Below are 12046 nucleotides of genomic sequence, written 5' to 3' on the forward strand. Positions count from 1 at the left end.
TGAGGGCTCCGGTATCTGGCTGGTCACTTTTCTCCCTGTATGCGTTTCTCATGGTGGTGCTGGGGCCGGTGCGAAGTCCGGTCCCGGCGCCCTCCCACAGGAGGGTGGGAGGGCGCGGCTGTGGGATAGAGGTCAGGACCGTCAGGGGACGGCGGCATGGCGGGGCCGCCTCGCGGCCGGCGGGGCCGGAGGCTTGTCGGAAAGGTCGTTGTTACGGCTCGATCAAGCCTGTCCTGATGGCGTAACGGGTGAGTTCGACCCGGTCGCGCAGTCCGAGCTTCTGCAACAGGTTCGCCCGGTGGCGTTCCACCGTCTTGGCACTGATGACCAGAAGGTCGCCGATCTCCTTCGAGGTGTGGCCTTCGGCAACCAGCTTGAGGATCTCTTCCTCACGGTCCGTGATCGCCTTCTCCGGAAGGGTTTTGCCGTCCTCTGCCAGGTCGAGGTACTTGCGGATCACCGTGGTCTCGGCACCGGGGTAGAGGAACGACTCCCCACGCATGGCCGCACGGCACGCGCCGAGCAGGTCACGGTCCGCCACGGACTTCAGTACGTACCCGCTGGCTCCCACCCTCAGCGCCTCGAAAAAGTACTGATCGCTGTCGTACATGGTGAGGATCAGGATGCGCAGGCCCGGATGCGCACGTGAGAGCTCACGAGCGGCTTGCAGGCCGGTCAACCGGGGCATGGCGACGTCCAGGATCGCCAGGTCGACCGGTACCTGACGTGCCACGGCGACGGCCTCGGCCCCGTCGCCGACTTCGGCCACGACACACATGTCCGGTTCTGCGTCCAGGATCAGCCGCACACCACGACGTACCAGGGCGTGATCGTCGGCAAGCAGGATGCGAGTCGCAGATGTGGTCACCGCTCGGCTCCCGCTGTCACCGGTACCCGCAGACGCACCGCTGTTCCGCCCTCCCGTGAGGTCCCGATGGAGAACTCCGCTCCGATCATCAGCGCGCGTTCACGCATGCCCCGGATGCCGGATCCCTCTGCGGCGTCTCGACGGCCGTGCCCGTTGTCACGGATGACGAGGTCCACGGCTCCCGGCGTCCGGTACCTGAGGTCCAGCTCGATGCGGTCGGCATGCGAGTGACGCGCCGCGTTGGCCAGGGCTTCCTGGGCCACCCGGTAGATAGCCAGTTCCACCTCGGGCGCCATGCCCGGCAGCCCCGGGTCGAGGTCGTGCCGCACCGCGACTCCTGCGGTGGTGAAGTCGGCCGTGAGCGCCCGCAGGGCACTGACCAGTCCCAGGTCTTCCAGCACCCCGGGGCGCAGCCGGCGGGCGATGCGCCTCAGTTCGTCCAAGCTTTCCCGGGTCGTCTCCTGTGCCGCGTGCAGGTCCTTCCGCAACTCCGTGGGAGCCTGATCCGCCAGCCACTTCAACTGGAGGAGCACGGCTGTCAGGGCCTGACCGACCTCATCGTGAAGTTCCCGGGCGATATGCCGCCGCTCGGCCTCCTGAGCCGCCGCTACCCTGGCGCTGCTGGTGGCGCGCTCGTTCTCCAGGCGGTCGAGCATCGCGTTGAACGTGTCCACCAGCTCCGCGATTTCGTGCTGCCCGGTGGCCTTGAGCCGCGTGCCGGGATGCAGAAGATCCGCCTTCGCCATCGCGCGGGACAGCCGCTCAAGCGGCGCCAACCCGTGCCGGAAGAGAAGGCCATTGGCCACGAGCATGGCCAGCACCCCGACGGTCAGCACCACGGCTTCGTCGAAGAGAACGGGGTGAGAGACCGTGACCCACGGGCTCAACAGCAGCCCAGTGGCCACGATGAGAAGGAAGGCATTCATCGCGAAGATCCGCCAGAACAACGACACCGCGGACCTCCCCCTAGCTCCGTGGATCCGTCCGCTCACCCCGTCCTTGGGGGTGCTGTGACGACGAGCAAGAGGGATTCTTGGCGATCACGCTCGGTCCGTCCATACATGCTGACACCCATCTCCGCCCGCCGGGAGGTGCCCTGTCCGGACAGCTATGCCGTTCGTCATGCATTGATTTTCGCGGGTCAGGAGATCGGTGACTGGAAGACTCAGGTCCTGACGGGCCGCGCCGCGCGGAGAAGCCGCCATGTGGTGCGGGGGCATCGCCCCTGCGGGCGGGCCTTCTCGAAGTCGCCATAGGGCACGAGACGCGGTGGCAGCCCCCTCTCCACCCAGTGGGCGCGCCCCGAGACGTGGTCCCACCCTTCGTCGGGGATGCGGATGTGATCGGTCCGGTCGTCCTTGTTCTTGGTGGTGATCTGCAGGACCTCCGCATGCCGCCACCGGGCCCTGAGCACGACGCGGTAGTGCGGCAGCGCTCCCCCGCCCTCGCGGAACGGCACCCTGGACAGCCAGATCTGCCCGGCGACCGGCCGATGCCGACAGGTGCGGTCCCACCACCGCACGACGACCCAGAAGACGAAGGCGACGGCACCGGCCGCCAGGCCTTCCGCCAGCGCACGGGCGTTCCACGGGGCACCCGCGACGCGGGGCTCCACCCAGCCCACCACCACCGTCGCGATCACCGCCAGCACCAGGGCCCTGACCACTACCAGCCACCAGACGAACCTCCGCCCGCGCCCAGTCAGGGCGGCCACCGCGAACGCCGTCAGCACCACCATCCCGTACAGGAAGGCGTGATGGGCGAGGCCCTGCACCCTCTGCGGCGGCGTCTGAGCGTCGAGCAGCGCCGCGAACGTGGGCCGGTACGGCCAGGAAATGGCCCCCGAAGGCCCCCACCATGAACACCCCCGCGGCCAGGCACCCCATGCCCGCCGACGACCCCCCTCTACCGCTCAACACCGCTCCTCTGGAGGGCACTTGAACCGATGGATCACCGTAGGGCAAGGTGAGCGGCACGGCCACCGCTGCGGACGGGAAGCAGCTCGTTCAGAGACCAGTCGCAGTTGGCGCTGACGCTGACGACCACCGCCGCCTAGGAACCCGGTCCCCGGACCGCACGATGCCCAGGTCATCTGCGGGTCCGGTGTACGGAAGGGCCGGCGTGCGTGAGGCCGCTGGTGGGGGCGTCGAGTATCCATGCCTCCCCTGGGGGCGGGCGGGAAGTGCCCGGGGTCCGGTTTCAGAAGTAGTGCTGGAGCAGGGTGGTGGCGTCGACGGTGCCGAGCAGGTGCGGCTGGTCGTCGGTGTAGTCGACGACCAGGACGACGGGGCTGCCGGTGCGTTCCATCACGGCGGCCATGTGGAGGGGCGAGGCGTCGGGGCTGACGACCGGTGGTGCGGGCGGGCGTTGGGGCAGGACGTCGGCCAGGGAGAGGGCGTCGGCCCTGGCTCGCACCGTGTCGTCGAGCGCTTCGCCCACGACGGCGGCGAGCAGGGGGTCGTCGCGTACGGGGCGGGGCAGGGCGGCGTTGAGGATCGTGGCGGGTGGTACGGCGGTGAAGGGGTGTCCGTCCATGCTCACGACGACGAGCGCCGGCGTCCGCTCACGGATGAGGAGCCCCACGGCCTCGTGGAGGGGGGTGTCCAGGCGGACCGGGGTGCAGGGCCAGGCCAGATCACGTGCGTGCATGAGGGACCGATCCTCCTGTGCTCGTCCCGTCACCGGAAGCGGGCCCGGGCGTGGTGCCGGTGTCGACGAGGTCGTCGACGTGGAAGAGGCGGGCGATGGGAACGTCGGTGCTGCTGTGGGCGACGATCGAGAAGGCGATGCAGACCGCCATGAGCGTGTACGCCTCCTGTCCCTGCGGGATGCCGGCCTGGAGGACGAGCAGTCCGTAGACGACCGACGCGAAGCCCTTCGGGCCGAACCACGCGGCCACCAGCTTCTCCCGGCGGTCGATCCGCGTGCCCCACAGGGACAGCAGCAGTGAGCCGGGCCGGATCAGGACGATGGCGAGGATCGCCGCCGCGTAGCCGCCCCAGGACAGGTCGCCGAACAGCTGTGGGGTCAGCAGCGCGCCGAACACCAGGAGCGCGGCGAACTTGGCCAGCTCCGCCAGCGCCTCCCCGAGCGGCTCGAACGTCTTGTGGGACTCCGGCGCGACGGCGGCGAGGACCGCGCCCGCGGAGAAGGCGGCGAGGTAGGGGTTGGCGTGGGTGAGGTGGCAGGCGGCGTACAGGATGATCCCGGTGGCCAGCGGCAGCAGGGGCTGCAGCTTGGGTTCGGCGCCGAGGTGCGGCAGGCGTACGAGTCCGTTGACGAGCAGCGGGAGCAGCACGCCGAAGGCGAGGCCGAGGCCGAGTTCCAGGGCGATGCTTCCGTACGACGCCTCCGCGCCGGCCGCGGTGGGTCCGGCGGCGGCGATGAGGACCAGGACCACCGGCAGGGCGAGTCCGTCGTTGATGCCGCTCTCGACGTTCAGCAGCTCCCGCAGCCGGGCCGGCACCTCCTTGCGGCCCACGATCGCGGAGGCGAACACCGGGTCCGTCGGCGCCAGGACAGCGCCGACCAGGAAGGACGTCGTCCAGTCCAGGCCCACGAGGTAGTGGGCGACCAGCGCCATGCCGACACAGGCGAGCGGCATGCCCATTCCCAGCGCCCTGGCCGGATTGCGCCAGTTCGCCCGCAGTTTGGCAAAGGAGACGTGCATGCCGTCGGTGAACAGCACGGCGAACAGGGCGAGATCGGCGGTCACCGCGACGATCTCGCTCTCGGGCGTGACGTGGATCAGGCCGAGGAAGCCGTCACTGACCAGCGCGCCGCCCACGAGGAACAGGAGCGAGGTCGACAGGACGGTGCGGGCGGCGAGCCCGGACAGCAGAACCGCGACGAGCAGCGCGGCCCCGAAGACGGCGACGAGCACCATGAAGAAAGTCCCCCGATCAGCAGAGAAGACACGTGTCCCTTGCTCGCCGACCAGACTTCCCGGCACACCACCAGGAAACTTACACCTTCCATACGCGGCATTGTCGGGCCCTTGACGTGCACGAATCCCTGCCCCACACTGCCGGGGCCCGGCAACTGAAGGTCGGCCGGTAGCGACCTGAGCGGTCCTGGAATCACGTCGAAGAGCTCCATCCCGCCCTGGGCGTCTCTCACCCACCGAGAAGGGATGCCTCCGGCACACCGTTTCCTACCGCTACGCTCTGGCTGGAAACATGGGGCCACACGCATCAACGGCGGCCATCGGAATCGGCACGGAGGACTGTGGTGAGTCTCTGGATCATCACGGCAGTGGTGGGAGCCGCAGCTCTGCCCCAGCTGCTGCGCAAGCGCCTGCCGGGCCGAAGGGTCCGCCGGGGGCTCGCTCCACTTGTGGCGGCTTCCGCTGCAGTAAGCCTTTCTCGCGACCCGCAGGCGTGGGGCCCTGCACTCTTCACCTGTGTGCTGAGCACCGGCTTCCTCCTGGAAGGCGGACGTCACCGTGCGATGCACGTGCCGCCCCCGTCGGCACCCCGAGTCACACAAGGGTCTTCATGAAGCTCCGCCGAGCCGCTGCCGTCGCCGCCGACTCGGCCGGCCCCGCCGTGGAGACCTCCGCGCCCGGCACCGCGACGCCGGAGGTCACCTCGCCCCCCGACCGGACACCCTCCACGCAGCCCACCCCCACGCAGGGCGCCATCACGCCCACGCCTTCCTCGACGGTGTCCTCCCCTGCCGACATATGCGACGGCGAGCAGGAACCGACTCTCGACGAGAACCTGAGCACCACCCTGTCCGGGCTGCCCTCCCAGGTCGTCGCCGGCAGCGGGTTCCACCCCTTCAAGCTCAACGTCGTCAACACCGGAGACAAGGCCTACCAGCGCGTCGACCTCGGCGTCTTCGCCGCCGCCATCGACGCCGACACCTGGGGGGAGACCACCGGCCACCTCACCCTGCAGTTCAAGAACCCCGACACCGGCCAGTGGACCGACATCTCCCTCGCCGCCGACGACGAAGGGGCCGGCTACCTCGGCTACACCGACGTCCGCGCCAAGGAGACCCTCTCCATCGACCTGCGCCTGAGCGTCGACGAGAAGGCCCCCGCCGGTTCCGGCTTCGCCATCACCATCGGCGTCTACGCCGACGACGAGGGCAACTGCGTCTTCGCCGGAGACCAGAACTTCTACGAGTTCGACATCCTCGCCGCCGGTACCGAGCCCGGCGACACGAACGAGGCCGAACCGCAGGAAGGCGGAAAGAAGCCCCTCCCCGGCAAGCCCGCCGGCGACATCGAGCTCAACCCCGAAGGCGTCCTCGCCGAGACCGGAGCCGACTCCCAGCTTCCCGTCCTCGCCACCGTCGGCGGCATGGCCGTCCTCGCCGGCACCGGCGTCGTCTTCGCCCTCAAGCGCCGCCGGACGACCGCGGCCTGACGGATCCCCGTCTCCCACCGCTACGCGACCTCGGAGCGCCGAGATGGGCGCCTTCGCCAAGCCGTGGCGCGGTCCTCGACCAGTCGAGACGTACCGAACTGGACCTGAGCAGCAGTTCCCCGATGCACGCCCACCGTCGGCGGGCTGCCCGTCGTACAGGCATTCCGCACAGCGGATGAGGAGGGCATCGACGCTGTTGCCGGCGCGTGGGGCGACGTCAGCGAACGCCGCACAGGGGTGCCGAGGGTGAGCAAGGCGCTCGGTTGTACTGCCCGACCCCGATGGGTTCCCGTGCCCGGACAGTGACGCGTCCAGGCACGGAAGATCGGAACATACGAGGAGGATCACATGTCGTGGGGCGATCGCGAGCCCGTGTTCGTGCAGAGGGGCCGCTGGGTCTACAACACGCGGAGCCCCGTGGCCCGGGTGCTGATGCTCGCGACCGTCGCCGGCCTGGTCGGCTTCTACCTCTACGTCTCCGACACCGGCCAGTGGAGCGAGTCGGAGCTGCGCGGCGCCGTTCATGAGGCTGCCCGCGAGCTGGAGGCCCGGCCGCAGCGGGTGCACTTCGGCTACGACAGCTTGATCAGGGACGCCATCGAGGCAACGGACGAGGGCCCCGTGGCCGACCTCGTCATCAGGCCCACCGACGATGGCACCGGGAGCGGTGCGTTGGGCAGTCCCACGGAGGACGGCTTCGAGATCAGCGCGGCCCACCTGTCCGAAACCTTCTGCGTGCGCCTCTCTCCCCCCGAACCGCCGCGCAGCCTGGGAAAGGTCCATACCGTCCGGCTGACCGTGAAGGTCTCGCAGGGCGACTGCTGAGTCCGCTTCCGGGGCCGGAGCTTTCCGGAGCGGTCATCGGTTCGACTCGGTCGATGGCCGAAGGCGCGGAGCACGCCCGCAGGCGGGACGGGACGGCTCGCTGCGACCGGCCCGCGTATGTCGAGCTCTCCGCACCAGGACGGCGTGCGGGAATCCGCCCCGCCCCTGCCGAGAACGGGCCCTCTGGGAGGGGGTGACACGCGTCGCGTTCTGATGTCCTCGGCGGCAGTCGGTAGTTGCTTCTTGTCGAGTGGGCTCGGGCGGGAGTACGTTCACGACTGGTGTGCCGGGAAGTCTGGTCGGCGGTCAGGGGCCGTGCGCCCGCCGTTCCCTCTCGTGGAGGCCTCATGGTCTCGCCCGCCTTTCATACCGAGTCCCTCACCAAGCGCTACGGCCGTACGACGGCGCTGGACGGGCTCGACCTGAGCGTCCCGCCTGGCGAGGTGTTCGGGTTCCTCGGGCCCAACGGCGCCGGCAAGTCCACCACCATCCGGTTGCTGCTCGGGCTGGCCCGGCCGACCGCCGGCCGTGCCCGGGTCTTCGGTGCGGACGCCGCCGACGTGGCCGTGACGCACCGCCGTCTGGCCCACGTGCCGGCCGACGTGGCGCTGTGGCCCCGGCTGACCGGCGCCGAGACGCTCGAACTGCTGGCGCGGACGGGGCCGGGCACCGACCTCGCCTACCGGGACGAGCTGGTGGAACGGTTCGGTCTGGATCCGTCCAAGCCGGGCCGGACGTACTCGACAGGGAACAGGCAGAAGGTCGCGCTGATCGCGGCCTTCGCCACGCGGGCTCCTCTGCTCGTGCTGGACGAGCCGTCCAGCGGTCTGGACCCGCTGGTGGAGAGGGAGTTCCGCCGGGCGGTGGGTGAGGCCCGGGACAATGGCCAGACCGTCTTCCTCAGTTCGCACCAGCTCGCCGAGGTCGAGGCCGTCTGCGACAGGGTGGCGATCCTGCGCGCGGGACGGCTGGTGGACGTCGCGACTGTCAGAGAGCTGCGACGGCTGCATCGCACGGAGGTGACGGCGGGCTTCGCCACCGCGCCGCCGGACCTGACGCGGGTGCCCGGCGTGGCGGAGGTCGAGGCGACCGGCGCGACGACGGTCCGGTTCGTCCTCACCGGCCCGCCCGGGCCGGCCCTGCGGGCGCTGGCGGCCGGCGGCGTGCTGAGCCTGGCCGTGCGGGAGCCGTCCTTGGAGGAGATCTTCCTCGGCTACTACGGCGGGCAGGAGCGGTGACGGCCGTGGAGACGGGGATCGGGAAGGACCGGGGAGCCGCCTCTTCCGCCGCGTGGGCGGTCACGGGCCTGGCGCTGCGGCAGACATGGCGGGGAGCGGTCGTCGTGATCGCCTTCACGGCCCTGATGTCCGCGGTCGCGGTGGGTGCCCATCGCAGTGCCGTCGCAAGCCCGTCCGACGCCGCGGCCCTGGCCGCTCTGGCCGGCAATCCGGCGATCCGGACGCTGCTCGGCGAACCGGTGGCGCTGCATGACGCCGGCGGTTTCGCGGTATGGCGGACGGGGACGGCGCTCTCCGTGCTGCTCGCGGTGTGGGGACTGCTCGCCGCGACGCGGATCACCCGGGGCGAGGAGGACGCCGGCCGGTGGGACGTCCTGCTCGCCGGGCGCGTACCGGTCGGGAACGTGGTGGCACGCCACCTCGCGACCCTCGTGGTCTGGGCGCTCGTGGCGGGCGTGGCCGCGTTCGCCGGTCTCGTCGCCGCGGGTGCGGCCGCGGGTGGCGCGATGGCGCACGCGACCGGCCTCGCCTTGTGCGGGGTGTTCTTCGCCTCCGTAGGCGCGCTCATGTCGCAGGTGTTCGCCGCGCGGCCGGCGGCCAGTGGTGCGGCGGTGGCGGTGCTCGGCGTGGGCATGCTGCTCAAGATGGTCGGGGACGGCATCGCCGGTCTGGAGTGGCTGCGCTGGTTCACAGCCTTCGGCATGGCGGCGCTCGCACGCCCCTACGACGGGGACCACATGGGGCCGTTGGCGGTCCTGGGCACCGTCTGCGTGCTGCTCGCCGTCGCCGCCGTCGCCGCGGCAGGGCGACGGGACGTCCGCGGCGGCCTTCTGCCGTCCTCTTCGGGCCGGGCGCCACGGAGGGTCCTGCTCGGTTCGGTCCGGGCGTTCGCCGTGCGCCGCCTTCTCCGGCCGCTGGCCGCCTGGTCGACGGGAATCGGTGCCTACTACTTCCTCATCGGGGTGCTGGCCGTCTCGATGACGGCCTTCCTCGCCGCCAACCCCCGCTTCGCCGAGCTCGCCGCGCAGGCCGGTTTCGGCGGGCTGGTCACCGTCGAGGGGTACGTGGCCACGCTGTTCGCGCTCCTGGCCGTCCCCGTCGGGGCGTTCGCCGCGGTCCGGCTCGCCGGTCTGGCCCAGGACGAGACCTCGCGACGGCTGACGCTGCTGTTCGCCCAGCCTGTCACCCGGGTGCGGGTGCTCACCGCCGAGGTCGCCGCGGCGGTCGGGGGCGCGGTCGTGCTCACGACCGTCGCCGGGCTGGCCACCTGGGCCGGGACCAGGGCGGTCGGCGCCGGCCTCGGTCTTCTCGCCGCGCTGTCCGGGGCGTGGAACGTTCTGCCCGTCGTTTTCCTGTGCCTGGGCACCGGGGCGCTCGCGCTCGCCTGGGCTCCGCGCGCGGTCACGGTCGCCGGATGCGTACCGGCCGCGGGAGGGTTCCTCCTGAAGGTGTTCGCCGACACCTGGGGATGGCCGGCGTGGATCGGTCGGATGTCTCCTTTCACGCATCTGACGGCCGTGCCCGACGTCCCGGCCGGCCGGGCCGCGGCCATGGTGATGACGGTCGTCGGCGTTCTTGCCGTGGTGGTCGGTGCGGCCGGCTATCGGCGGCGGGATCTTCGTGTCTGACCGTTCGGAGCGCAGGGTCAGTTCTTGTCCGAGACGACGTGGGTGATCAGCAGGGCGGCGAGCAGGGCCCATGGCAGGTACGTCGCCCCTGCCATGGCGTAGGTGGTGGCGGCGAGCACGCAGGCGGTCACGAGGAAGGTGGTCCACCCTCGGCGGGTGGTCAGGAAGCCCCATGCCTGGCGCGTGCTGCCCGGTCGCCTCATCTCCGTCACGGCGGTCCGGATGACGAGGGCCGCCACGACGGCGGCGCAGCCGAGGAGCGCGGGGCCGTGTCCGCCCTCGGTCACCGGCTGCTACCGCCCACGCCGCTCTCGGTCTGGTAGCAGTCGGGGATGCCGTCGCCGTCGTCGTCGCGGTTCTCGGCCTCGTAGAGCTGCTTGTAGAGGCGGTTGCGGCGGCGCAGGAGGAGGGCGGCGAGGGCGGCGGCGGTGAGGGAGCCGACGAGGACGGCGGCCTTGACGTGTTCGGCCTGGGCGGGGTCGGGGAAGGCGAGTTCGCCGATGAGGAGGGCGACGGTGAAGCCGATGCCGGCGAGAGTGGCGAGGCCGAGGACGTCGGCCCAGGCGAGGTCGGGGTTGAGCTGGGCGCGGGTGAAGCGTGCGGCGAGGTAGGTGCCGAGGAAGATGCCGAGGACCTTGCCGACGACGAGGCCGATGAGGACGGCGAGGGGTTCGGGGTCGGTGAACACCTGGCCGAGGGCTTCGCCGGAGACGCTGACGCCGGCCGCGAAGAGCGCGAAGAGGGGGACGGCGACGCCGGCGGAGAAGGGGTGCACGAGGTGGGCGACGCGTCCTGCCGGCGAGGCTTCCTCTCCCTTGTCACGGGTGGTGCGCAGGATGAGGCCCATGGCGACGCCGGCGACGGTGGCGTGGACGCCCGAGTTGTACATCAGGGCCCAGATGGCGATGCCGAGGGGCACGTACCACCACCAGCCCCGGATCCGCAGTCGCTGTAGGACGTAGAAGAGGACGAGGCCGGCGGCGGCTCCTCCGAGGGCCCAGAAGTCGAGGTCGGAGGTGAAGAAGATCGCGATGATGAGGATGGCGCCGAGGTCGTCGACGACCGCGAGCGTCAGCAGGAACGCGCGGAGGGCGGAGGGGAGGTGGGTGCTGATGACGGCGAGGACGGCGAGGGCGAAGGCGATGTCGGTCGCCATCGGCACGGCCCACCCCTCCAGCGAGCCGCCGCCCGCCTTCGCGGTGAGGACGTAGAGGGCGGCCGGGACGGCCATGCCGCACAGGGCGGCGACGACAGGCAGTGCGGCGGTGGCGGGGGTGCGCAGTTCACCGACGACGAGTTCACGCTTCAGCTCGATGCCGGCGACGAGGAAGAAGACGGCCAGGAGGCCGTCGGCCGTCCAGTGGCCCACGGAGAGGTCCAGGCCGAGGGCGGGGATGCCGAAGTGGAAGTCGCGTACGGCTTCGTAGGCGCCGCTCCAGGGGCTGTTCGCCCATATCAGTGCCACCATCGCCGCCGCCAGGAGCACGAGCCCGCCGACGGTCTCCGTGCGCAGGGCTTCGGCGATCGCCTGGCGTTCGGGCCAGGGAAGGAGTCCGAAGACGGTCTTGCGAGGGCGTGCCTGGGTCATGGGAGAGCCCTCCGGGGCATGTCGGTGGACGGGCGCACAGGCCCTCGGACGCCGACCAGACTTCCCGGCACACCAGCATCGTGGTTCTTGATGCCTTCTTCACACCCTAGTGGGAGCGCGGGGGTCTCACCAGGGCATCGCTGACCTGCGTCGACAGGGTGAAGGACCCTGTCCCCGCCGAGGCGCGGGGACAGGGTCCTTCGGGAGCCGGGCCGCGGGGGCGGTCAGACGGTGGTCCTCACCGGCTCCTGGTCGGTGGCCTCGTCCGCCGTGTCGAGGCCGGCGTCGCGGCGCTTGGCGAAGGCGAGGAAGGAGTTCAGCTCCCGCTTGACGACGGGGGCGAGGAGGTAGAGGCCGATGATGTTGATGACGGCGAGCAGGAAGAGCACCGCGTCGGCCATGTCGATCAGGGTCTGGAGGGTGAGCAGGGAGCCCGCGACGGCGAAGACGGTGTAGAGGACCTTGAAGGTGAGCTCGCTGGCGCGGCTGCGGCCGAACAGGTGCGTCCAGGCCTTCATGCAGTA

At 70.8% G+C, this 12046-nt stretch carries 12 protein-coding genes; 4 read left to right on the forward strand and 8 right to left on the reverse strand.

The window, feature by feature from the left end:
- Positions 1 to 211 precede the first annotated feature (211 nt).
- From ACFVQZ_RS31090 to ACFVQZ_RS31110, 5 genes are all read right to left on the reverse strand, one after another.
- Complete coding sequence (locus ACFVQZ_RS31090; protein ID WP_030497915.1) at positions 212 to 868, reverse strand: response regulator transcription factor; 657 nt, start codon at positions 866 to 868, stop codon at positions 212 to 214.
- On the reverse strand, positions 865 to 1821 hold the full coding sequence (locus tag ACFVQZ_RS31095) for a HAMP domain-containing sensor histidine kinase (protein WP_030497914.1): 957 nt from the start codon (positions 1819 to 1821) through the stop codon (positions 865 to 867). Before ACFVQZ_RS31095 ends, ACFVQZ_RS31090 begins: the two co-directional genes overlap by 4 nt.
- 212 nt (positions 1822 to 2033) lie before the next feature.
- Positions 2034 to 2606, reverse strand: a complete 573-nt coding sequence (locus ACFVQZ_RS31100) for a hypothetical protein (RefSeq protein ID WP_383628065.1) — start codon at positions 2604 to 2606, stop codon at positions 2034 to 2036.
- Positions 2607 to 3067: 461 nt separating this feature from the next.
- On the reverse strand, positions 3068 to 3517 hold the full coding sequence (locus ACFVQZ_RS31105; protein WP_051788416.1) for a CBS domain-containing protein: 450 nt from the start codon (positions 3515 to 3517) through the stop codon (positions 3068 to 3070).
- Positions 3504 to 4754: a cation:proton antiporter gene (locus ACFVQZ_RS31110; RefSeq protein WP_383628067.1), complete on the reverse strand. Its 1251-nt coding sequence runs from the start codon at positions 4752 to 4754 to the stop codon at positions 3504 to 3506. Before ACFVQZ_RS31110 ends, ACFVQZ_RS31105 begins: the two co-directional genes overlap by 14 nt.
- A gap of 610 nt (positions 4755 to 5364) precedes the next feature.
- Here ACFVQZ_RS31110 and ACFVQZ_RS31115 point away from each other — a divergent pair.
- The 4 genes from ACFVQZ_RS31115 (at position 5365) to ACFVQZ_RS31130 (ending at position 9934) form a co-directional block, all read left to right on the forward strand.
- Entirely contained in the window at positions 5365 to 6243 is an 879-nt protein-coding gene (locus tag ACFVQZ_RS31115) for an LPXTG cell wall anchor domain-containing protein (RefSeq protein ID WP_383628069.1), read from the forward strand.
- 348 nt (positions 6244 to 6591) lie between these two features.
- A complete protein-coding gene (locus ACFVQZ_RS31120) occupies positions 6592 to 7068 on the forward strand; it encodes a hypothetical protein (protein WP_051788413.1) in 477 nt (158 codons plus the stop codon).
- 347 nt (positions 7069 to 7415) lie between these two features.
- A complete protein-coding gene (locus tag ACFVQZ_RS31125) occupies positions 7416 to 8306 on the forward strand; it encodes an ATP-binding cassette domain-containing protein (RefSeq protein WP_383628071.1) in 891 nt (296 codons plus the stop codon).
- A gap of 5 nt (positions 8307 to 8311) precedes the next feature.
- Positions 8312 to 9934: a hypothetical protein gene (locus tag ACFVQZ_RS31130; RefSeq protein WP_383628073.1), complete on the forward strand. Its 1623-nt coding sequence runs from the start codon at positions 8312 to 8314 to the stop codon at positions 9932 to 9934.
- 17 nt (positions 9935 to 9951) lie between these two features.
- Here the strand turns inward: ACFVQZ_RS31130 and ACFVQZ_RS31135 are convergent, their stop codons facing one another.
- The 3 genes from ACFVQZ_RS31135 to ACFVQZ_RS31145 form a co-directional block, all read right to left on the reverse strand.
- Positions 9952 to 10221: a hypothetical protein gene (locus ACFVQZ_RS31135; protein WP_383628075.1), complete on the reverse strand. Its 270-nt coding sequence runs from the start codon at positions 10219 to 10221 to the stop codon at positions 9952 to 9954.
- On the reverse strand, positions 10218 to 11522 hold the full coding sequence (gene nhaA, locus ACFVQZ_RS31140) for a Na+/H+ antiporter NhaA (RefSeq protein WP_383628077.1): 1305 nt from the start codon (positions 11520 to 11522) through the stop codon (positions 10218 to 10220). Before nhaA ends, ACFVQZ_RS31135 begins: the two co-directional genes overlap by 4 nt.
- Positions 11523 to 11746: 224 nt before the next feature.
- Positions 11747 to 12046: alanine:cation symporter family protein (locus ACFVQZ_RS31145; protein WP_383628079.1), on the reverse strand; the 300-nt coding region annotated here is incomplete at its 5' end.

The sequence above is a fragment of the Streptomyces sp. NPDC057854 genome (assembly GCF_042797055.1).
In the GTDB taxonomy this organism is placed as follows: Bacteria; Actinomycetota; Actinomycetes; order Streptomycetales; family Streptomycetaceae; genus Streptomyces.

Excerpts from the sequence above, each read along its gene's own strand:
- ACFVQZ_RS31100 (WP_383628065.1), bottom strand. The coding sequence starts at position 2,606 with ATGGTGGTGCTGACGGCGTTCGCGGTGGCCGCCCTGACTGGGCGCGGG.
- ACFVQZ_RS31105 (WP_051788416.1), bottom strand. The coding sequence starts at position 3,517 with ATGCACGCACGTGATCTGGCCTGGCCCTGCACCCCGGTCCGCCTGGAC.
- ACFVQZ_RS31110 (WP_383628067.1), bottom strand. The coding sequence starts at position 4,754 with ATGGTGCTCGTCGCCGTCTTCGGGGCCGCGCTGCTCGTCGCGGTTCTG.
- ACFVQZ_RS31115 (WP_383628069.1), top strand. The coding sequence starts at position 5,365 with ATGAAGCTCCGCCGAGCCGCTGCCGTCGCCGCCGACTCGGCCGGCCCC.
- ACFVQZ_RS31120 (WP_051788413.1), top strand. The coding sequence starts at position 6,592 with ATGTCGTGGGGCGATCGCGAGCCCGTGTTCGTGCAGAGGGGCCGCTGG.
- ACFVQZ_RS31125 (WP_383628071.1), top strand. The coding sequence starts at position 7,416 with ATGGTCTCGCCCGCCTTTCATACCGAGTCCCTCACCAAGCGCTACGGC.
- nhaA (WP_383628077.1), bottom strand. The coding sequence starts at position 11,522 with ATGACCCAGGCACGCCCTCGCAAGACCGTCTTCGGACTCCTTCCCTGG.